Here is a 22,444-nt window from a genome sequence, read left to right on the forward strand (position 1 = left end):
TAACAGGCGTAAAATATTCTAAATGACTATATTATTTCCTTTTAAGGGGTTTATATTCCATTTATGAAAGAACTTTCCTCTTATCATAAAAATTCAGTGATATTGAGTACCATTGGGATTACTGAATATTGAAAAAGTAGCCATTACTCTGGGTTCTGACAGATGCGACAGAACCGTTTAAATACATAGTTAAGCAACCAGTTGTTTTGTATGTCTACTTTTTTAGTCTTTATTACGGATGTTTGAAAGTAAGTAAGACTCCTTATTTGTGATGATTGTAAAAATTAATGCTCTATTTTTTTTTCATTCTTTTCTGATATTTTAAACTATATTTTTTTAAACTTTTAATTTTTAGCTTGAAAACGAATCTATTAATGATTTTAATTATTTTTTGGCTATAAATATAATGTATAATCTATTTTATTGTGATTATATTTTATAATTAGTAAAATAAACAACACAATCGGTTGTTTTTTAATTGTTTTTATTATTAAATTAGCAGTAAAAAACCTACTCAAAGGTGAGATAGGATATTTATTAATTAAACCATTTAAGTTATGAAAAGAGTTCAAAAATTACTTTTTCTATTTTTAGTGTTTATTCCCTTGGTACAATTATTTGCATGGCCAGGAATGCCGCTGCCTCCTCTGCATATTGAAGGCAAGAATTTAAAGGATCCTTGCGGAAAAAACGTTTTACTACATGGTGTTGCTATTACTCCCAGTCCTTGGTTTAATGGTTGCTCTTATAATCAATGTCGTTGGGATAACTATAATGTTCAGGGTTGTCTAAATTATAATAATGCCGTTATGGATGCACTCACGGATACAAATAACGGATGGAAATTAAATTATATAAGGCTTCATATTGACCCTTACTGGACCAATACACCTGGTTGCTCAGCAGGAGAAAATAATATCTCATGCTTTGATTACAATAGATTAGTAACTTATGTAAATCAAGTTATAATCCCTTTAATTAATCATGCCAGAAGCAGAGGACTCTATGTTGTCCTTCGTCCTCCTGGCGTATGTCCTAATCGAATTGCTTATGGGGACAATTACCATAATTATTTAAGAACGGTATGGCGATATCTGTCGAACCATCCAAATTTAAAGAATGTAGATAATGTTATGTTTGAAATAGCCAATGAACCTATAGAAATACTTGGAACAAATGGAAATTGGGGTGCAACGGGTGATGAGCATTTTGCCGCTTTACATAATTACTTTCAGGATTTAGTAAATATAATTAAGGGGAATGGTGCAAATAATGTTTGCTGGATACCAGGAACGGGATATCAATCTCATTACCAAGGATATCCAAACCATTTGATAACGGGAGGTAATATAGGTTATGCTGTTCATGTTTATCCGGGATATTGGGGAGCTAATGCAGAAAACACCACTAGTTTTAACAATGCCTGGAATGCTAACGTGCAGCCAATTGCTAACGTAGCACCTATTATGATAACAGAAACAGACTGGTCTCCTACTGGTGCCGAAACATGGGGTACTGGTACAACAAGCGGTTTTGGTCTTAATCTGAAAGGCAGAATTGACGCTACCGGAAATTGCAGTTGGAATTTACTTGCACCAGAAGGGTTAATAACTAAAGCAGATCCATATAATGTTACAACTGCTTTCAATAACGATTGGGAGTCTTGTGGTGCACCAGTTAAGCAGTGGTTCTCTGTATATGCAAATAGTAATATACCATCACAAATCTGTAGTAGTACTTCACTAGTAAACAATGGTGTTTATGAAATTGAATTTAAAACAAATTCAAATAAAGTAATAGATCTTAAGTACGGGACTAATGCAAATGGCACTGTAATCCGTCCCTGGGATAGATTAGGGGCAACAGCACAACAATGGATTGCTATTGATGCTGGAAATGGCTACTGGCGTTTTAAATCAAATGCAAGTTCTACAGGACGTGTAATTGATCTTGATAGCGCAGATCCGACAAATGGAAAATCGATAAGACTTTGGGATAGTTATAGTAATGATGCTCAGAAATGGCTAGTAACCGATGTGGGTAATGGTTATTATAGCATAAAATCAGCCATAAATACATCGAAAGGCTGGGACATTTCTAATTGTAATATGGATGGCACAGTAAATCTTCAACTTTGGGACTATTACGGGACTTCATGTCAATTATTTAAGTTTAATAAAATAGGAAATACTTCAAAAAGTACAGATGAGAAAAATATTTTAATAAATAATATTGAAATAGATACTGATGTCCAGGTATATCCTAATCCATCAAAGGGTGGAGAGTTTAATATTTATTTTGCTTCACAATCAGACGAAAATTATTCTCTGACTATATACTCAATAGACGGCAAGTCATTATACGAAACAAAAAATCTGAAATCTAATACTAATCAGGTTATTAGAACTAAACTTGCCAGAGGTATATATTTGGTGATGATTTCTCAAAATTCAACCAAAATAACCAAAAAAATAGTAATCGAATAGCCTATTCTAAAATAGTACATATAGATTTTTGAGATTTACTTTATAATTTTATACCTCATTATTTATTCATTACAAAACCACTATTTTAAATAAAGTAGTGGTTTTATTTTTTACTCCAAACTTAACGACCATCCTGTAATTTTTTAAAGAAAGGAATTTATATCACATTTCGCCATTCAAAACCTTTTAAAATTTACTTACCCCCTTTGGGCTATAATCTGGTAGTTTCCGCTAAGATGCATTAAACTGAAGAGATATAGTAATCCATCATAATATGGATCAAAGTATCCGTCTTCATAAGGTTCAAGTTTGGCATTCCAGACAGCATGAACAAAATCCATACTTGCTTTATCTTTATTTACTAATGATGCTGTTGCTGCAGTTCCTACTAACCCAATCGAATGTCTAAGTTTTTTGACCGGACCAGCCTGAAGAATAAACTCCGGAGTAGAACCATCCAGATTAAACTGATCTTTATAGGTATGTAATCCTTTCGATCTTAGGAAATTTTGAAATCGTTTGGCATAATCTTCCTGCCATTCTTTATCTTTTCCATACCAGGTATAATCCATTGCAATATTCATAGGAACACGCCAGGAGTCATAGCGGAATCCCGGAGGCATCCAGGGTGTTGGATGTGGTTCACCGTTAAACTCGGTATAATCTGAATTTAGCCCCGTCGCAGAATGGCAGGCTTTATGTAAAAAATTACGCGAAACATCGGCGCATTCTTTATAAAACTTCTCATGACCGTCTTTGGCATACAATGCCCATATTTCGTAAAATGCAGGAACGTGATAAGAAGGATCTGTCCAATTGTAGCCTCCTCCTTCCGGCACAAAGGAAATCTGCTTATATTCTGTATTTATAATATTATGCACATTGTCAGTACCATCTTTTTTCCACATGGCATCTAAAATTCTTCTTGCTTCTTTGTAGTAGTTTATTCCTGTATCATTACCCCATTTATTAGAAGCAAAAAGCAGGCTGGTTATATAATACAATTCCCCGTCTGAAGCAGAACCGGGAGAGTTTTGTTTTTTGGTCTCTGGATTTACACTCCACGCAAAGTACCCTTCTCTTGGCCCTTCCTGATGCTGCATGTATTTTACTGACCATCTCCAAAGACGATCAAAAACATCTTTTTTATTGAGCTGAACGGCAACCATCATTCCGTATGACATTCCTTCGGTACGGGCATCTTTATTTTTGACATCAGAGACATATCCTAATGAATCACCTGCTTCAAAATAAACTTTATCCGGTCCTTCAAAAACATCGTAATAGGCTTTGGCTAATTTCTTATCTATTTCGGTCTGGCTGTACCCTGCTTCTTTAAAAAGATTCCGGTATTGAGGTCTTTTGAGTTCTGATTTATCCGTATTCTTATTCTGCCCTATGATTAAAACGGGAGCCGTCAACATAAAGATCAGTACCAAAGCCGAAATTTTAATTAAACTCAAGCTTTTGCTTTTTTTATATATAACCATGTTTTTATTTTTAAATATAATTCTGAAATAACCCAGAATGGAAGTGGAAATCTTCCTTTGTTATAAGTTTACTGACGACACATTGGAGAGTCTGCACTATTTTTATTAATTAAAATAATTCAAAAGAGCAGATTTTATTTCAATGGTATTTTTCTAAATAATAAACAGCGCAGTGAAATGCGCTGTTTATCCAACTAACTTAACTTAAACTAACCAAAATTTAAATTTTCTTAATAACCAGGATTATTATCACTTGGTTTTATTTTAGGATTAGAAGATGTTTCCCTGTTTGGTATTGGCCATAATTCGCTTTTACCAGCAGTAAAACCTGTTCCCTGTAATGCGGTACTTGCTATACCCCATCTTATGAGATCATCAAAACGAGATTGTTCTCCGGCAAATTCTACCTGACGTTCGTGAACAATTGCGGCAAAAACCGCCTCTTTGTTTAGTGCAATAGTAGTTGTCAGGTTTGCTCTGTCGCGGACTTCTTTAATATATGCAATAGCTGCTGTCTGCGAACCGCCATCTCTTTGGTTTTCGCATTCGGCTTTCATAAGCAATACATCTGCATAACGCATCACTTTAAAGTTAATGCTTGATCGTGTTGCTTCATCTTCCCTTGTGTAATAATTTTGATATTTTTTCCAGCCCGCTCTTCTAATACCTGCAGAGGTAGTAAAGTTGCTTGCCAGCATTACACGTGTTCCTTTTAAATAAGATGAACCCGGTACATAAAAAGTATCACCAAAACGGTTATCACCTGCTTCATACGAATTTAAAAGATCATCTGATGGATAAACATTGTACCAGCTAAGATTTCCGTATTCCTGACCTCTGAGTGTTGACTCCTCAAAACCTGTTCCGCCGCTATCACCAACAGCTCCCCATTGATCACCAGTTCCATTTTTCTCGTCAAACTCTATTTCAAAAATCGATTCTTTACCATGTTCCGTTTCTTCCATAAAGTTGTTGTAAAAATTACCTTTGTCTTCAAGGCTATAACCTGTAACATTGTTAAAAGCAGCTAAAGCTTCATTATATTTCTTTTGATATAATAATACCTTGCCCAAATGCGCATAAGCCGCTTCTCTATTAGCTCTCCCTGCCGATTCTGAAGCCTTTGGCAAAAGATTTTGTGACGCAAATACAAGATCTTCTTCAATCAAAGCATATACCTCTGCTTTAGGGCTTCTGGCGTTTCCAACAATAGTGCCTGATTTATAAATGGGTAAATCACCAAAACGTCTTACTAATAGAAAATAATAGTACGCTCTTAAAAAATGAGCTTCTCCTAAATATTTTTTCTTTTTTTCCTGAGATAAAACAATATCTGGAAGAGCATTGATTTTCTGCTCGTTATCCAGTACAAAATTAGCTCTGGAGATTCCTGTATAACAAGATTCCCAGTAATATTGAATAATATCATTTCCTCCGTTAAAAGAAAAATCCTGAAAAGGTTTCTTGTTACCTTCTAACTGCGGGTTTCCTAAAGCATCATGCCCCATAAGATCCATGGCGAAAAAAAGATTTCTGCCATAGAGTCCTCTTGTCTGAAGATTTGCATATGAAGCATTTACAGCAGACTGAACCTGTGCTTCGGTTTTAAAGAAAGTTTCAGGCGATAAAGTATTAGGATTATTTAATTCTAATCCGCTCGTGTCACATGAAGTTATGCTTAAAACTCCAGACAGTACTATAAGTATATATTTAATTTTTTTCATCGTCTATAAATATTAAAATGTAACATCAATTCCAAAAATCACCGATTTCGGCTGTGGGTATCTTCCTAAATCAATACCTGCTGAATTTGCATTTGCATCAGCACGGGTAATTTCAGGATCTAAACCGGAGTAATTTGTAATGGTTATAAGATTTTGTCCGCTTACATAGAATCTTGCTTTTGAAAAATAGCTTTTAAAAGCATCTCCTGATAATGTATATCCCAGAGCGATGTTTTTTAATCTGGTGTAAGAACCGTCTTCTATATAACGCTGGTTTGCTGAAGACCAGTTGATATCTGCTCCTTGTGCTCTTGGTAATGTAGCCGAAGGATTTGTAACAACGCCATTTACAACAATTGCCCTGTCTAAAACATCTGTGCTGGCGTTAAACAAGCGGTTCATTCCTTTTAGATCAAAAGTGTTTGCATTATAAATATCGTTACCTGCAACCCCGGTTATAAAACAATTGAAATCGAAGTTTTTATAGGCTGCGCTCAGGTTTAAACCGTAAGTGAAATCCGGGTATGGATTTCCGATATTTGTTTTATCATCTGCATTGATAATTTTATTACCGTCTCTATCAATTATTTTAAGATCCCCCGGTTTAATAGTAGTCTGCCCCGGTCCAAAAACAGCATCAACTTCTGCCTGATTTTGATAAATTCCATTGGTCTGATATCCGTAAAAATAAAATAAGGGCTGTCCGACTTCTAATCTGGAGAAATTTTCTAAACCTGCTCTGGCAGAAGGACCTCCTAATACACCTGACACTCCAGGCGCCAGGCTCACTACCTCATTTTTGCTGGTTCCCAAATTAGCTACAGCAGACCATGTAAAATCTCCTTTTCTGTCATTGTAACCAATTGACAATTCATAACCGCTTACTTTTACGTCTGCAATATTTTGAATTTGAGTTCCGCCGCCCGCAGATCCAACAGAAGCTGCAAGAGGTACTGCAAAAAGAATATCACTGCTCTTATTATTGAAATATTCAAATGAACCCGTTATTTTTTCATCAAAAAAACCAAAATCTAAACCGATATTCCTGTCTAGTTTTGACTCCCATTTTAAGTTTGGATTAGCCGCAACTCCCAAAGAAACACCTGGCGCATTCGCACCTCCAATTGGATAATTATAATTTGCCAGTAAAGTAGCACTATACTGATAATTGTCTATCCTGTCATTTCCTGTCGTTCCTGTACTAGCTCTAAGTTTTAATGTACTAAAAATAGAATTTTGCATGAAATTTTCCTTAGCTATATTCCAGCCTACAGCAACAGAATAGAAATTACCCCAGCGATTATTAGCCCCAAAACGTGAAGATGCATCTCTGCGTCCTGAAACAGCCAGGATATATTTTTCATCATAGTCATAATTGATACGAGCAATATAGCCAATGTTTTTTTCTTCATAATTGGCAGATACTAAACTTCCCTCATTATAGCGAAGCTGATCAATTTCGTCTGAAATATAGTAGCGGCTTCCGGCTGCTACATTTTGTGATTTTCCATCAATTTTAGTAATAACTCCTAACACTTCAAGATTGTGCTTGTTTGCAATAGTTGTTTTATAAGTTAAACTATTGTCAAAAACGATAGTCTGGCCTTGAGAATTTGTTTCGTTTGTTGTCGAAAATGCCTGTTTATGATAAGAACCATCCTGAAAGCTCGGGACAAAAGTATGATCTTTACCTGTATAATAATCTAAGGAAACTTGGGATCTGAATTTCAACCCTTTGTAAATTTCTAATTCAGCGAAAATATTTCCAATAATGGATAAGTTATTTATTTTCTGATATCCTAAATTAGCCACTCGAAGAGGGTTTTCTGCGTCATTACCATCTATAGCGCTAGGTCCCTGATAGCCACCTAAATTATTTTCATTGTAAATTGGAAAATAGGGTGCCATTTTAATTGCATGCTCTAATAATGTTCTTCCTCCTGAAGCACGTTCAGGATCAATAGTACTGAAAGAAACTCCAATGTTACTTCCTATCCTTAGCTTACCAATATCCTGCGTGTTATTTGCTCTAAAAGAATAACGTTCGAAACCTGTATTAATAACAGCTCCTTCCTGTTTTAAATATTCAGCAGAATAACGACTTGTAGAATTCTCAGTACCATTTGAAAAACTCAAATTGTAATCCTGCATAATTCCGGTTTGAAAAATCTGATCCTGCCAGTTTGTATTTATATTTCCAAATTCAGCCGCTCTTGCTGTTAAATCACTCCCTAAATCTTTAGCGTATTGAAGATACTGCTGGGTATTTAAAACATTATATCTCTTTGTCACTTCCTGTCCGCCAACGTAAGTACTAAAGGTTAGCTGTCCCGGGCCTTTTTTTCCTTTTTTAGTGGTTACTACGATAACACCGTTAAAGGCTTTAGAACCATATAAAGCAGTGGTAGAGGCGTCTTTCAAAACAGATATACTCTCAATATCGTTTGGACTTAAACCAGAAAGATTACCGGTTAAAACCCCGTCAATCACATATAAGGGAGCACTGTTTCCCATAGTAGCCAGACCGCGAATACTAACAGTGGGATTGGAACCAGGTGCGCCATTTACAACTGTAACCCCTGCGGCACGTCCTTGTAAAGCTGATTCAGCGTTAGTAATAGGTACCGCAGCGATATCCTTTGAACTTACAGTCGAAACTGCTCCTGTAATCTTGGTTCTTTTTTGAGTACCATAGGCTATAACTACTTCATTTAAATTTTGTGTGGATTGAATAAGAGTAACATTAATTGAACTTCTTTCACCTACTGTGATAGTCTGTGAGATTAAGCCAACATAGGAATAAGTTATTTTATCGGTAGGATTAACCACTTTTAAAGAGTATTTACCGTCAAAATCTGTTGATGCGCTATTCTGCGTTCCTTCTACATTAATACTGGCACCCGGTAATGGAAACCCCGAAGGATCAGTAATCACGCCATAAATGGTCTTTGATTGTGCCATTATACTATGACTGCCCACGATCAACAGTCCGATTAGTGCAATTTTGAGTTTTAAATTCATATTAATATTTTTTTATTTGGTTTAAATAGTTAAATGGTTTTTGTATTCTAATTGTATTAGTTCATAAGTGGTATTATTTATTTAGTTACTATTTTGATTTTTTTTTAGGGATTGATTCAATGTGAATCAGTATGAGGTAATTATATCACTAACAAATATAAAAAAACAATCAATAAAACAATCGGTTGTGTTGTGTTTTATTTAAACTATAAGCAAAAAATAGTAAAAATAAAAACATTAAAAATATTTATTTACTGAAAAAAATATAAATAATTCAATACTAAAATAAATTTAAAATAAAAAATAATAATTTAATAGCGAACAGACTGATTTTATACAAAAAATATAAATATTGAAAAAAAGAAGAAATTTCATTAAAATTACCTAAAACATACGTAAAAAGCTATTAAAACAAGTTAAAAAGCCAACTTTTACAATTTATCTTATAGAGAAATAAGTCTTAAAAAGCAAAAACTAATAAAAAAACAATCGGTTTCAAAAAAAAAATAATGTTATTTTAAGCTATTGTAATTCATATCAAAAAAACAATACGATTAGTTGATAATATGCACCAGGCCACAATTAATTAAAATTGTATTGTTTATTACATTTAATCCATCATCAAAACCTGCATAAGCCTGTTTACGGCTAAACTTTATATTCATAAAGCCTGTTTTATCAAAAGATTTTCACTCTATCCCATAAGACTGAATATGATTTAATGTTTTAATGACCACTATTACCTTAAAAAGTGATTTGGTCATTTTCCGGAATACCAATAGGGAGTAGTTCTATTTTTACCTGTAGTAACTGCTCTAACTGTTTTGGGGCTTTATGTAAATATTTCTTTTACCGGTCTCGATACAGCCCTGCTCCTTAAATTGTTTAAGGCTTCTGCCCGGACTTTCCTGTGATGTCCCGATAAGTTTGGCCGGATCAGCATGTGTCAGATCGATGCCTTTTACTGTTGTGGAGTCTCGATTTAATCTGTTTTCCAGAAGAAGTAAAAATAACGTCAGGCAGGCATTTTGATTCTTTTGGGCCGATACCGCTACTGTAGAAAATGTCGATTTAACCGGGGAATAAAACCACCATTAAGGCTACTGATTTGCCTGACAATCTGACTGAAAAATAGCAAATGCTCTAAAAATCCCGAAAAAAAGTTTGGACGGAGGAGTGACGGAAGAGTGACGGTACGGTGACGGAGAAGTGACGGGTGCAAAAATAATGTCAAACTGGCAGAATTAAGCTTGAAAATCGTGATCTGTAGTTCTCCTTCGCTATCACTTTTAGGATCCGTTTTTCTTTTAATGAAGGTTGGAGGAGGGATTTATAAAAAGAGTTAAAAAAAAGAAAAACATGCCAAAACAAAAAAGAGACTCGAAAGTCTCTTTTGGGAATTATATCTTCACTAAATAATTATTTATTTACTAATCAATTTTTCAAGCCTCACCATCATCTCATCTTTTTCTTTCAGCATACGCTCATATAAAGCAATCTTTTCTTCATGTAGTTTAATCAATTGATCAATTTGATTAATGGTAGAATTGTAAAATACAGATGCAGGTTGCTGACAATTATCAAAAGTATTAGAAATAATATTTATCGCTTGTTCCTCATCAAAATTCTGAAAAGCTTCAACTGGAATTTTTAAGACAGCTGAAATTTGTTTCAGCAGGCTGTCTTCAATTACATCTTTCTGCTCCAGCATAGAAATTTTCTTTTGGTTCCAGTCTGCGCCCAGATCATAAGCTAATGCTTCCTGCTTTATGTTAAGCATTTCCCTGAAACGTTTTACGTTTTTTCCCTGATGTATTTTCTGTTCCATAATGCGTATCAATTTTTCTAAAGGCTCAAAGATAAAGCCATTTGGATTAAAATCCTGAATTTCAAAGATAAAAAAATATCCCGTAAAACATTCTTTTTGTCAGAATATTATAGATGTATTCCGAATGGATTATCCTTTGTAAAGAACGGAACTTCTTTTGTGAATTTTAAATCTCATTACTATGAAAAAAAAAATAAACTTCGAAACCCGCTTTTGGTCAGGATTTCCGGCAGCAAATAAATTTAAGGCAGTTGATGCCTTTTTTGACTTTGCCGATATAGATTACCGATCAAACTAATGAAATCTTTTGTTCTGCTATTTTCCCATGCAGAAATTAACAGCCCAATGTTTACTGGGTTTTCAGATTTCGAGGTACAAAGTAGGTACGAATCTGAACAAAATAAAACAAACTAAAAATAAGTAAACTTTTTACTCATTATTTCAATTAAATGAAAGCTATTTTATGATTTGTAGTAATATCTTTTCTAAGAACACATTAATCCAGTGGTTGAAAACAAAAATATAAAATTTATTGGACAAAAAATATGATTTTTTTTAGGTGACCTCAACTGGACAAATTTCTATAAATTTTATGGAAGATTTGAAGAGATTGGCTTACTACAAGTAGAGGCTGTCTTTATATGTACTCAGTATTTTGGTTTAGATTTCCTGTTGGGAATTGAAGCAAAAATGGATGTAATTTTATATCTGATTTTGCCATAAAATGTAATTTGATAATTTTTACTTTATTAATTTAATGCAAGAAGAGACAGCCTTAATTTTTTGTAGCAAAAAAGGTATTAACTCCAGCCTGAATAAAGGACGTATTATTGTTTGTTTAAAATAGTGATTTCAAAAAAAAAGCAGGACAACTGTAAGTTTTTCAAATTTTTATCAACTAATGAATGAAATAGAAATTATGAAGAAAGTAAGCAATCAATTATGAAAGATCAATTCACAGATTTAATATTTCCTCATCAGGCATTGATTCATAAGATTTGCCGGATGTATAGGGATACACCCGAAGATCAGGAAGATCTTTTTCAAGAGATAATCTATCAACTTTGGAAATCCTATCCTAAATTTCAGGGAAAGTCTAAAATATCGACATGGATGTATCGTATAGGATTAAACACTGCCATGGCATCATTCAGAAAAAACAAAGTCAAATTATTGTATTCTGATACTATTCCGGATAAAAATATCCTTTCGGAAACCACAGAACATTGGCGGGAGGAACTCCTGTTTTCGGCGATTCGCCAACTGAGTGAAGACGAAAGAGCACTTATTGGACTTTATCTAGACGATTTTGGCTATGTAGAAATTGCAGAAATCATTGGCATTTCAGAAAACCACATAGGAGTTCGTTTGAACAGAATTAAGAAAAAATTAAAAGTAATTTTAAATACATAATTATGGAATTAGAAAACTTAAAATCAGAGTATCAAAATGCAGGAAAAGTAGCATTGAGTAAAACAGACATTGAAAAAATAATTTTGGAAAACAATCGTCCTGTATTAAAAGATATAAAAATACAACTACTAATAGAAACGGTTCTTTGGGCTATTTTCCTGGCGGTATATTATAATGTTTTTGATGGACACTTAAAATCCCCTCTTTGGAACTTCCTGCTTGTTGTAGCTGTTATTTTTATATTGATACATAATGTATTGGGATTTCAAATCATAGGCAATCCCATAAATGGAGAAACCATTCTGGAATCATTAAAAAAATACTTAATAAAAATTAAAAATTATGCTGTTATTTCTATTGCTACACGAGTATTTGCAATTCTAATGCTTTTGGGTTATTTTATTTCAACTATATCATTAACCAATGAAAAACTTGTCTCTTTAAGTTTTATCTCTCTTATTATTCCTGTTCAAATTTACTTATTGCACCGAGTTTGGGCTAAAAGAAAAAGGAGAATAAATAAGATGTTTCAAAGGCTGAAAGAATAAACTAATAGGCATAGTCGCTTAGATCGCAAATAATTATTTTAACCCAAAATTAATGGTATAAAGCTTTTGCTTCGTACAAAAGGCTTTAGATATTTTTATGATTAAGTACCTTAAAATTGCTTTCTAATTCTATTGTTTGACTACAGATACAATACGATAGTATAGGGGCTGATCTCATTATAAGGTGATATAAAAACTTATCTTTTTAATTTTTACTGGTCAATCTGCCGGGTGTAGTTTAAATTTGTAATAGGACAAAACGGGTTAACTTCGGATTCTAATTAATGATCAGGAGCAACAAAATTGGCTTTTATAAGAACATGATTTCCCGCCATTCGCCATATCTTTACCTGCCATAAACAAGGCAAGCAAAGGATATCGCTTCTGTCGGGGCTAATTTCAAACATTCGGCTTCTTATAAAGATTTTTTAACCTTCTCTAAAATAGAAAGATTCCCAATTTCCTAGTCCTGAAACTAAGATGGTTGAGAATCTTTTTCTACTTTCAAAAATAAAAACGTCAGTAAAAAGGGATCGAAATTAGTTTATAAAACCAAACTGATCTTCAAACATTTTTCCAATTATGGGAATTGGTTTTTTCTGTTCGTTAACGGCATTTATGATACCAAAAATCCATAACATAAAAATGGCGTAACCAATGTAATTCAGGAAATAAAGTGAAGTCACTGTCATTACCACAACAGACAGTATGATATTTACTGCAAAAGAAACTAAAAAGATTCCGAAGCCTTGTTTCAAATGGTATGTTACCAAATCGCTTTTGGGGGTTAAATCTTTACTTTTTACGAAGGCTACAATCCAACCAATAATAGTGATGTAGCTTAAGATAGATAGGGTTTTTCTGTTCATCGTTAATTATATTTATTGGTCAAAACTAGACATTACGTTTATAAGATGAAACCCATACTTTGTCATCTGTCGTTTCTGGTTGGTATTTTGTTCCTTTAAGCGGATAATGTGTATCAGAACTACATTTCGTACTTCATGAGCTTAAAAAAAGATTCTTTTTTTCCTCTTGAAACAGGTACAAACGATTTATCAGTCATCTGTACCATACCTTCCCGGGAATAACTCACAATACAATTCACGTTTATCAAATGAGACTGATGGATTCTGAAAAATGCCGGCGGTTCGAGCAAATCTTCATAATTTTTTAACGGTTTTGAAACCATGATTTTTCTGCCATCATTAAGAAAGAAAGTCGTGTACGAACCGGAAGTTTCACATCTGATGATTTGATCCAGCTTCACCACATACATCGCTTCCTGTGTTGGCAAAATAATACGGTCAGGTGTTTTGATAAGGTTGGTCTGCAGTTCATTAAGCTGTTTTTTTTCTAAAACCCTTTGCTGTAAAACAGCAATACGTTCGATAGCCGTTTTAAGTTCTTCCGCATCTATGGGTTTCAAAAGATAATCAATAGCGCTGTATTTAAAAGCATTAATGGCATGCTGTTCATAAGCTGTTGTAAAAATGAGGTGGAACGAATTAAAAGTAATTTGCTGCAGGACATCGAAACTGGTTCCGTCTTTCAGCATGATGTCCATAAAAACCAAATCAGGTTTCAGGCGGTTTATTAGTTTTACGGCTTCTTCGACACTTTCGGCATAAGCTACAATCTGTATCGTATCGGGAGCGGTCATTTCAAGCATGATAGACAATGCCTCTCTTATGCGCTGTTCATCTTCAATAATAATAGTTTTATACATCTTTATAATATTGGAATATTTAAAATCACCATACAGCCCGATTCGTCTGTTGTGATGTCACGTTCGAGAACCTGAAAACCGGCATACGGATTTTCTTTTTTCATTTTGTTTAATCTTTCATCTGTAATTTTAGTAGACAAGGATTCGTGATTGTCTTTTAATTTTAATTTTCGGGAAGCAGCCAGACCAATTCCGTTGTCCTTAATCGTGCAGACCAGTTTTTTTTCATTAATGTACTGCGTAAAATGAATTGTTATTAAACCCTTAATTTCTTTTGTCTGGGGTTTTAGGCCATGTTCAACAGCATTTTCTATAAAAGGCTGAATGAGTAGTGGCGGAATCAACGTATCCCTTTCAACAGTATCATCACATTCAATTCGATATTCAAAACCATTATTGAGACGCAGCTGCTGTAGTTCGATATAATTTTTTAAAGTGCTGATTTCTTCGTCAAGCGAAATGGTTTCTTTACGGGACTGCTCCAAAACCTGACGTGTGAGTTTGGCAAATTTATTCAGATAAGAAACTGCCGGAAGGGTATCTTTTTGAAGAATCATGCTTTGAATATTTCCAAGGGCATTAAAAATAAAATGCGGATCCATTTGAGAACGAAGCAGTCTTCTTTCCAGGGAAAGTGTCGCAGCCAGATTCTCTATTGTTTCCTTTTCCATCAGCTGTACCTTAAGTTCGCTGTTGGCTTGTTCCTGTTTCATGAAATCTTCACGGTTTTGGTAATAACGCTGACGATAGTAGTACGATCGAAACATAAATACCAGTCCAATCAGTAATACACCTGCAATTCCGTAGCCTAAAAGTTTGTTTTTTTGTACCAGTTGGTTTTCGAGTTCCAATTGCCTTATGCGTTCTATTTTTTTGGAAGATTCATATCTAACATCGGCATTTTGCAATATTTTTTGAGTCGATTCATCATATTTTAACTGATTGTATTTGGCGTATTCTGTATCATAACGGTAATAGGCTTCAAAGTCTTTTCGTTTTGCAGCAACATCTTTCAGGCAATCGTAAAAAGTCGCTAAAAGGTAATTGTCTTTGTAAGGAAGGCTTTGCTGGTATTTTATTCCTTCTCTAAAAAGAAGTTCTGCTTTGGTATAATCGCCTTTTTCGGTATAATGAAATCCCTGAAGGCCAATGGCACTTCTGTAGATAATCCTGATGTTGTATTGTTTGGCAATCACAGTTGCTTTTTCAAGATTTTTTAAAAACGATTTCTCGTCAATAGGTTTTGGTCCTTTCGAATAAAGGTCTGCCAGATTGATATAAGCAACTCCAATATTGCTTTTACTCACAATAGTACTGGCGTTTTTTTCGGCAAAAATAACCGTTGCGTTAAAAAAAGCTAATGCCTTTTGCCATTTTGCCTTGTCTTCCGTTTCAAGATTATCAGTTAAATGACTTCCAAAAGCCAGCCGGGCATGCAAAATACTTTCATTATCACCAGCTTTTGAAGCATGATCCAGGGCTTCCCGTGCATATTTTTCGACTTTTGTTGGTGAAGACGGGGAAAAAAGATACGATATATCCGAGGCAATTTTTGCGCAGTGATCGTGTGCAGCAGCCTTTTCAAAAAGTTTATAAGAATCCAAAAGATATTGTATGGCATGCTGTTTTTCGTCAATATAAGATTTTAACGTTCCCATGGCCAGGAATGCATAAGCCTTTGGTCGTATTTTATTGGTCTTGCCTGATAAATAATAGGCGCTATCAGCATAGTGTGAAAACTCTTTTAAATGGAGTAAACGTCTTTCGGTTAATGCTAAATAAGAATAGCAAACAATCTTGTCGTCGATATCATTTTTCTTTTTTGCCAGATCTAATGCCAGTCGCTGCATTTTTTTGCACGAAGAAGTATCGGAGAAGCGTTTTGAATATCCATAAGCCGCTAATTTTTCAATAGCAGATGCTTTTTGTGCATAGGCAGAAAGATCCAAAAAGAAAAAAGGCAATAGTAAAATAATGAATTTTAATTTGTTAATTTTTACTGGCAAGATTATAAAATTGGAGCACATAAATAGTAATATTACTGAGGGAAAGTACAAATAGTATGATTACTGACCAAACATTTGCAGGCTGAAATATTTATTTTAAATGGTATCTAAGCATGGTTTTAAAATCCTCGAAAGCCTTTTTTTTCTGATACCATTTCTTCCTGACCAAATAAAAATCTAAAGCTACCATTTGCCAATTCCGGATTGTAGTAATTTGATGTATAGCGTAATCTTGCTGTAAATATTTTTTTAAACAATCCTAAATTATGAATACGAAAAAGTTTACATTTTTAATAATCGCCTTTTGTTTTTTGACCGGACTGACTTACGGACAGCAGTTGGAAGACAAACGTGTCAAGATAGAAATTACCGTAAAAGACGGCAATAAAACTATTATTGCTCCGGTACGGACTGCAACATTCTCCTTTACTACTTCTATCAACAATGGTACTGCAAATGATGGCACAGAAAAGAAGGGGCAGACAAAAAACTATTATTTATCTATAGATTTTGAAAAGCCTAATATTGCCTTGTTAAAAGCCTTTATGGCAAATAAAAACGGACTCGACGGCCAAATCACTATGGTGGATTCTTACGGAAAAATGCCTTCCAGAAAATTAGAATTTACAAAAGCGAACATAGATTCCTTAAGCGATCAGATTACCGCAGATTACACCAGTACCTACATATCAATTATGTGTGCGACATTAATTATTGATGGAGTAAATATTGAATAATTTATGGAAGCTTTGCAAAAATTTACAAAAAAAGGAAACCAGTATGTCATGAAAAGACAATATGGTTTTGGTCTGATTGTAGTTTTCGGAATGGCAGCTTTGGCCTTTGCCGGCATATGGTTGAAAAAACCAGTGATGATCTGGATTTTTGGAATTCTGACAGTTTTATGCCTGATTTCACTCTTTATAAACCACGTTATAATAGATATGAACCAAAAAGTTATCCTAATCAAAAACGGTTTGATCATTCCTCCGGTTCAGATTACACTGAGTGATTTTGTCAATTTTGAATTGGTCAGGATGAAACAGTATTTTATTACTATAAATGTTTCGCTGAATCTTTATTATTTAAAAAACGGGAAAGAGCAGTGTACCGGAATTGCTCAGGGATTCACTACCAGAGCCATGCAAAATTTACTTAATGAAATTCAGGAAATCATAAAAGCAGATGAAAATTCAGGAAAAATATAATATTGAGGAGACAGCGAACACCTTTTCTTTTTGTCCCAAAAAACCAACGCTTGCTGCGTCGTGGTGGTTTTTGGCAGGTATCATTGCAGGTATTGTGATAGTACTGTTTTTTGATAATCGTCTTGACGAAGCCATGCGATGGGCAATTTATATTTTAATGGGGTATTTTGTCCTGCATAGTTTGTATGATATACAAATAGGAAGTAAAATACGTTACACTTTTGATGCCAATGAAAATGCGGTTTACAAAAGCAGTCCATTGAGAGCAAAAACAAAAATTATGAAACTGGAAGAAATTGTAATTTTCGTTCATTCAGAAATGGGAAGTTCATATTATGCCTTGGGTGCTAAAAAAAAGCAATTTATAAAGAGTTACATTATAAGTGAAGGCTTTAGTGCGGGTAAAAAATGCGAAATAAAGCAGCAGGCATATGAAAATTTTGTCCTGATGAAAATTGACAAATTACAAGATTCAGTTTTAAAAAATGCTGAAACCAAAAACACTTAATAATATAAAACTTAAAGGTTCTGTCGCATTTGGGAGTAACTTTATTTTTTTATTTTTAAACCCATTAAAAAATGAATGCTAAAAGGTTATTGTTATTCAAAATATATCATTCTTCAGGCAGTGTATTTTAAATTAAGACTTTGTTCTTAACCAGAACTCCACGCTAAGTTAGCACATCCAGTTTCTGAATCGGGTTTTTTCTGCAGGGTAAGTTTGGCATACTTTTTTTGACTTTGTAAACAGAAAGCCATTTTTTACAAACAAGAAAAAAAAGGCAGATTGTTATTTCTATCAATTTGTTTTTTATATCTTCAAATAATTAAAGAAGGTAGAGAAATAGGATTTATAGTAATGGTTTTCTATCTATTTTTTTAGCAACAGATTTAACAAATCTGTAAAAAAACAAAATATTATAATAAAAGCACAGCAGTAAAAAACTATTACAGAAAAAAGGATGGGTAAATTATTTAATAAAAAATATTTTTTGATTGTTTTGTTTTCTCTTCTATATGTTCCAGCGGATGCTCAGGTTGCGTATTATGATTTAAAATTAGATAAGTGGGGAGTGAAAAACAAAGGCCGAATTGTAGCGAAACCTCAATATGATTTTATAGGTGTTTTCAGGGATGGAAAAGCGCAAATCACGCTAAATAAAAAGCAAGGATATATTGATGAGACTGGAAAAGAAATTATTCATCCAAAATATTGGGCAATATATGAATTTAATCAAGGTTTGGCTATTTTTATTAATCATATAATTGGAACGCAGATTTATCAGTGGGGAGTTGTAAAAGATAATGGAGAAGAAATTGTGGCAGCTAAATATCATCAGATTCTTAATTATGAAAATGGATTTGCTATTGTAAGTTTAGTTTCACGGTTTGGTGTAATAAACACTTCAGGTGTTGAAATTATAAAGACAAAATATGATAAAATTACACGGAGTAATAATAAATCAATAGACATTTTTATAGTGGAACTCAATGGGAAACAAGGAATTATATCGGAAACAGGAGAAGAAATAGTTCCACTAAAGTATGATTATATTACCCCTTATAAGGATGGGGCTGCTCAAGTAACTGCACAAAAAAAAATAGGTCTTATAGACAACTTTGGTAAAGAAATTGCAACGACAAGATATGATTACATTGATAGTTTCCAGGAGAACCTGGCAGTAGTAAAATTAAATAACAAATCCGGGTGTATTGATAAAACGGGAAAAGAAATTATTCCCTTGCAATATGATGCGGTTTCCGAATTTTTTGATGGTTATGCTATCGTCATGATCAATAATAAAAGAGGGGTAATTAATCGGAAAAATGAAATTATAATTCCCATAAAATATGATTCCATGTCATATTTTATTAAGGGAATCTCATATGTAGAATTAGATGGTAAGGAATTGTTCATTAATATCAAAGAAGAGCTTGTTCCTGCGGAGCCATATCTGAAGAGTTTTAAATTTTAATTAGATTAAGTGACAAAAAAGCAATTGTAACTGCCATTTCTTTTGGTTTTGCAACTCTTTTTAATGGTGTTCGTGAAATCACCTGTGCTATTTTCTCTTTATCATGGAGCAGGTTTTCGGTTAAAGGAGTCTCAGTAAACCAGTGAGAAACTGCATTTATACGAATACCCTGGGAAGCCCATTCTACTGCTAAGTTTCTTGTTAGCTAGTAGCCCAGCTTTTGAAATCCCATAAGGAGAACCTGTTTTAACATCTAAAAGACCGCAACTGAAGCAACATTAACAATAGAAGGATAGGAAGTTTTTTCGACAGTTACCGAACAGCAGCATGTCATCGATGCTTATTCCAAGTCGGTTCAGGGATTTTTTGTCAAGCCCTCTGATTTTAATAAAATGACAACCATGATAAAAAACATTGTCGAATACTGGCAGAACTGTGTTTCTCCCAATTACATAAAATAACGATTTAGAAATTTTCATAATCTTTTAAATTTTATCCGACACCTGAAGCTCGATGTAAACAAGTGCAGAGATAATGGCTGTTTCTGCAGAAAAATAGGCAAGGCCTAACTTGGTAACCCCCCTTATAGTATAAACAAATAAGTATCAGGGTTGCAAGGCAGTAAAGCAAATTGGCAAAACTTATGATCCTTATAAAAAAAGGTCCATTTTCCTTTTACCAGCAAAAAGCAGGCGGCCGAATAAAGGAAAAAACAAGCTGCTGTTATACAATACAGTTTTAAAACTGTAAATGGGTCTGACATTTAGAGGTGTTGATTTTATTTTTAGTTTGTTTTCTTTTTCTGTAAATTACAAATCCGGTGATGAATAAAATACCAGATGATAAACCGAATATCGAATAGATAATTTTTGACCAAAGTCCTGCAAAGGTTCCAAAATGTAAAGGATCCTGACTGTAGAATATTTGGGTACCTAAACCCGCTAATCGGGGATCAAAATGGCTTATAATCTGTTTTCGCTCTTTATCTATATACAATTTTGCCGCATCGTCTTTAATTAAGGCGTTATTATAGTCAAGTTTTACTTCAATAAACGGATTATCCTTATAGGCTTCCCGAATTGTTTTTATTTTCGCATCTGGAAAGTTTAAGGCAACAGTAGTAGCAATTTGATCATAAGAGAAAGGATTTATTGCTACAGGATTTTTAAGAATCACAGGTTTGGCAAAAGTTTGATTGGGTTTCCCAATGGCAGTTTCAATAATGCCCGGTAAAAAGGCAAGAGTAATTCCTGTAATTGCCCAAACAAGATTAAAAGGAACTGTTGTAATACCTAAAAGTTTGTGCCAGTCTGCAGATACTTTTCTGGTTCCTTCGCCCCAGCGTATTTGAGTTATACGCTTCTTTTTCATGAAGTTTCCATAAATAACTAAGCCAATTACAAGCGTTGTAAGCAGTGCTATTCCGAATATCCCCACAATGTATCGCCCTATTTTTCCGGCTAACAGGTTGGTGTGCAATTTAGCAACCCAGTAAAGTAATCCTGATTCAGGTGTTCTAACTCCGTTTATCTCACCGTTATTAGGGTCAATAAATAAATCTAAATCTTTGTTTTTTTTGTTTTTCCCTGATTTTGTTTCAGGTTTAATTTTTATTTCTAATACTTTGTTTTCCCCATGAAATTTAAAATGGTGCAAATAATAACCGGGATATTTTAAAAGTACTTTTTTTGAAATTTCATCCAGTGAAACTATTTTGTTTTCAGATGCCGATACTTTATATAATTTTGGGTTGAGTACTGCATCAAGTTCGGCTCTAAAAACAATGCAGGAGCCGGTGATACTGAATATCAGAATCATTATCCCTGCATAGAGGCCAAGCCACGCGTGTATTTTCCAAAGATTTTTTTTGCTCACGGCTTAAATTAGTGTTTTTAAGGCATTTTCTAATACAACTTTCCCTTCCTCTTTTTTATCAAGTTCCGTAAGTTCCGCTGCAGTTTTTGCCAGTATTGTTGCTTTTTTACTTTCAGAAGTAATAGATTTTGTTTTGCTGATAACTTCTTTTAAAATAGTGTAGGCTTCGTTAGTTTGTTTTGTTTTTGCATAGTTTTTTGCAAGTACAATCAATGCTTCAGAACTGAAATAAGCATCGGGAATTCCTCTGGCAATTTCAATTCCTTTTTCAAACTTTTTAGATTGGCCATAATTTCTGGCTATTTCACTGGTTACATCCGTTCTTTTTTGTTCTTCTTTTATTAATAAGCTTACTTTTAAGGCTTCGTCAAGCATTTGAATTGCTTTTTCCGGCTGTCCTTTTTCAGCTAATTCACCGCCAAGCATGGTAAGTATAGCGGCTCTTTCAAAAGGATCTTTTAATTGAGACGAAAGTGTATACGCTTTATCAAAAAGTTTAAATGCTTCTTCTTTTTGACCGGCAGCTACCATATTTGCGGCTATTTCAGCATACAGACTTAATTTGTGATCTAAAGGAATGTTTTTTATTTTTTCTACAGCTATGTTCGCTTCTTTAAGCAATTCTTTTGCAACATCTGTTTTATTCAAACGAATGTATTTTCCGGATAACTCGGCTAATAAAGCAGGTAAATCATCTTCCTCTGCTTCTTTGCGTGCTTTGTTTACAGCTTCATTTAATAATTCGTTAGCCAAATCAGGGTTGGATTTTACTAATTTATTAGCAATTTTACCCATATTGGTAGCATATAGATGTACATCAGTGATGCTGCGGGTAATATTAATTGCTTTTTTGGTTTCATCTAATCCTGCATATTCGTTTGCAATAGCAGCAAGGACAATTTCTCTGTACTCTTTGTTATCTATAGTATAGATTTCTGAAAGTGCTCTTGAAAGAATTTCTAAGCCTTTTTGTTTGTCAAAAAATCTTCCCATTTCGCCACCAACTTTTGCTAAAGCAGCTATTTTACCAGCTTCCGTATCAAGTATGTTCACTTCTGTTCGGTGCGCATTTGCCGCTGTACAGATTAATAAAATAATACTTAAAATTAAATTTTTCATTTTTTTGTGTTTTAGTGGTTA

18 protein-coding genes are annotated in these 22,444 nt (G+C 33.9%); 7 read left to right on the forward strand and 11 right to left on the reverse strand.

All coding sequences use genetic code 11. The features are described from left to right. Nucleotides 1–557 precede the first annotated feature (557 nt). Entirely contained in the window at nucleotides 558–2,486 is a 1,929-nt protein-coding gene (locus HAV12_RS10770) for an RICIN domain-containing protein (RefSeq protein ID WP_171569666.1), read from the forward strand. A 197-nt stretch (nucleotides 2,487–2,683) separates the two neighbouring features. On the opposite strand, the gene HAV12_RS10775 is transcribed toward HAV12_RS10770, so the two are convergent. The 5 genes from HAV12_RS10775 to HAV12_RS10795 form a co-directional block, all read right to left on the reverse strand. Beyond that, nucleotides 2,684–3,949: a glycosyl hydrolase family 8 gene (locus HAV12_RS10775; protein ID WP_240345264.1), complete on the reverse strand. Its 1,266-nt coding sequence runs from the start codon at nucleotides 3,947–3,949 to the stop codon at nucleotides 2,684–2,686. Nucleotides 3,950–4,206: 257 nt separating this feature from the next. Further along, nucleotides 4,207–5,700, reverse strand: coding sequence for a RagB/SusD family nutrient uptake outer membrane protein (locus tag HAV12_RS10780; protein WP_171569667.1), 1,494 nt, complete (start codon nucleotides 5,698–5,700; stop codon nucleotides 4,207–4,209). 12 nt (nucleotides 5,701–5,712) lie between these two features. After that, on the reverse strand, nucleotides 5,713–8,721 hold the full coding sequence (locus HAV12_RS10785) for a TonB-dependent receptor (RefSeq protein WP_171569668.1): 3,009 nt from the start codon (nucleotides 8,719–8,721) through the stop codon (nucleotides 5,713–5,715). 815 nt (nucleotides 8,722–9,536) lie between these two features. Continuing rightward, nucleotides 9,537–9,740: a helix-turn-helix domain-containing protein gene (locus tag HAV12_RS23070; protein WP_171571670.1), complete on the reverse strand. Its 204-nt coding sequence runs from the start codon at nucleotides 9,738–9,740 to the stop codon at nucleotides 9,537–9,539. A 404-nt stretch (nucleotides 9,741–10,144) separates the two neighbouring features. Beyond that, entirely contained in the window at nucleotides 10,145–10,549 is a 405-nt protein-coding gene (locus HAV12_RS10795) for a helix-turn-helix transcriptional regulator (RefSeq protein ID WP_171569669.1), read from the reverse strand. A gap of 942 nt (nucleotides 10,550–11,491) precedes the next feature. Here HAV12_RS10795 and HAV12_RS10800 point away from each other — a divergent pair. Both HAV12_RS10800 and HAV12_RS10805 read left to right on the forward strand, forming a co-directional pair. Next, entirely contained in the window at nucleotides 11,492–11,962 is a 471-nt protein-coding gene (locus HAV12_RS10800; RefSeq protein ID WP_171569670.1) for an RNA polymerase sigma factor, read from the forward strand. 2 nt (nucleotides 11,963–11,964) lie between these two features. Next, on the forward strand, nucleotides 11,965–12,510 hold the full coding sequence (locus HAV12_RS10805; protein WP_171569671.1) for a hypothetical protein: 546 nt from the start codon (nucleotides 11,965–11,967) through the stop codon (nucleotides 12,508–12,510). Nucleotides 12,511–13,049: 539 nt separating this feature from the next. On the opposite strand, the gene HAV12_RS10810 is transcribed toward HAV12_RS10805, so the two are convergent. The 3 genes from HAV12_RS10810 to HAV12_RS10820 all read right to left on the reverse strand — a co-directional run bounded on the left by HAV12_RS10810 (nucleotide 13,050) and on the right by HAV12_RS10820 (nucleotide 16,245). Further along, entirely contained in the window at nucleotides 13,050–13,379 is a 330-nt protein-coding gene (locus HAV12_RS10810) for a DUF4870 domain-containing protein (protein ID WP_171569672.1), read from the reverse strand. Between the two features lie 119 nt (nucleotides 13,380–13,498). After that, a complete protein-coding gene (locus tag HAV12_RS10815) occupies nucleotides 13,499–14,239 on the reverse strand; it encodes a LytTR family DNA-binding domain-containing protein (RefSeq protein ID WP_197984789.1) in 741 nt (246 codons plus the stop codon). 2 nt (nucleotides 14,240–14,241) lie between these two features. Further along, nucleotides 14,242–16,245, reverse strand: a complete 2,004-nt coding sequence (locus HAV12_RS10820) for a sensor histidine kinase (protein WP_240345265.1) — start codon at nucleotides 16,243–16,245, stop codon at nucleotides 14,242–14,244. A gap of 266 nt (nucleotides 16,246–16,511) precedes the next feature. Here HAV12_RS10820 and HAV12_RS10825 point away from each other — a divergent pair, with 266 nt between their 5' ends. From HAV12_RS10825 to HAV12_RS10840, 4 genes are all read left to right on the forward strand, one after another. Then, nucleotides 16,512–16,982 (forward strand): hypothetical protein, encoded by a 471-nt coding sequence (locus tag HAV12_RS10825; RefSeq protein WP_171569674.1) that lies wholly within the window; start codon nucleotides 16,512–16,514, stop codon nucleotides 16,980–16,982. A gap of 3 nt (nucleotides 16,983–16,985) precedes the next feature. Continuing rightward, on the forward strand, nucleotides 16,986–17,453 hold the full coding sequence (locus HAV12_RS10830; protein WP_171569675.1) for a hypothetical protein: 468 nt from the start codon (nucleotides 16,986–16,988) through the stop codon (nucleotides 17,451–17,453). Then, on the forward strand, nucleotides 17,431–17,961 hold the full coding sequence (locus tag HAV12_RS10835; protein WP_171569676.1) for a hypothetical protein: 531 nt from the start codon (nucleotides 17,431–17,433) through the stop codon (nucleotides 17,959–17,961). The genes HAV12_RS10830 and HAV12_RS10835 overlap by 23 nt, the downstream gene beginning before the upstream one ends. A gap of 454 nt (nucleotides 17,962–18,415) precedes the next feature. Then, complete coding sequence (locus HAV12_RS10840; protein WP_171569677.1) at nucleotides 18,416–19,429, forward strand: WG repeat-containing protein; 1,014 nt, start codon at nucleotides 18,416–18,418, stop codon at nucleotides 19,427–19,429. Here the strand turns inward: HAV12_RS10840 and HAV12_RS23075 are convergent. The 3 genes from HAV12_RS23075 to HAV12_RS10855 all read right to left on the reverse strand — a co-directional run bounded on the left by HAV12_RS23075 (nucleotide 19,419) and on the right by HAV12_RS10855 (nucleotide 22,423). Beyond that, nucleotides 19,419–19,595, reverse strand: coding sequence for an SDR family oxidoreductase (locus HAV12_RS23075; RefSeq protein ID WP_171571672.1), 177 nt, complete (start codon nucleotides 19,593–19,595; stop codon nucleotides 19,419–19,421). The genes HAV12_RS10840 and HAV12_RS23075 overlap by 11 nt on opposite strands. A gap of 572 nt (nucleotides 19,596–20,167) precedes the next feature. After that, nucleotides 20,168–21,304, reverse strand: a complete 1,137-nt coding sequence (locus HAV12_RS10850; RefSeq protein ID WP_171569678.1) for a PepSY domain-containing protein — start codon at nucleotides 21,302–21,304, stop codon at nucleotides 20,168–20,170. Between the two features lie 3 nt (nucleotides 21,305–21,307). Beyond that, complete coding sequence (locus tag HAV12_RS10855; protein WP_171569679.1) at nucleotides 21,308–22,423, reverse strand: lipopolysaccharide assembly protein LapB; 1,116 nt, start codon at nucleotides 22,421–22,423, stop codon at nucleotides 21,308–21,310. Nucleotides 22,424–22,444: the final 21 nt, after the last annotated feature.

Origin of the sequence: Flavobacterium sp. CLA17, assembly GCF_013112255.2 — a bacterium.
Lineage (GTDB): Bacteria > Bacteroidota > Bacteroidia > Flavobacteriales > Flavobacteriaceae > Flavobacterium > Flavobacterium circumlabens.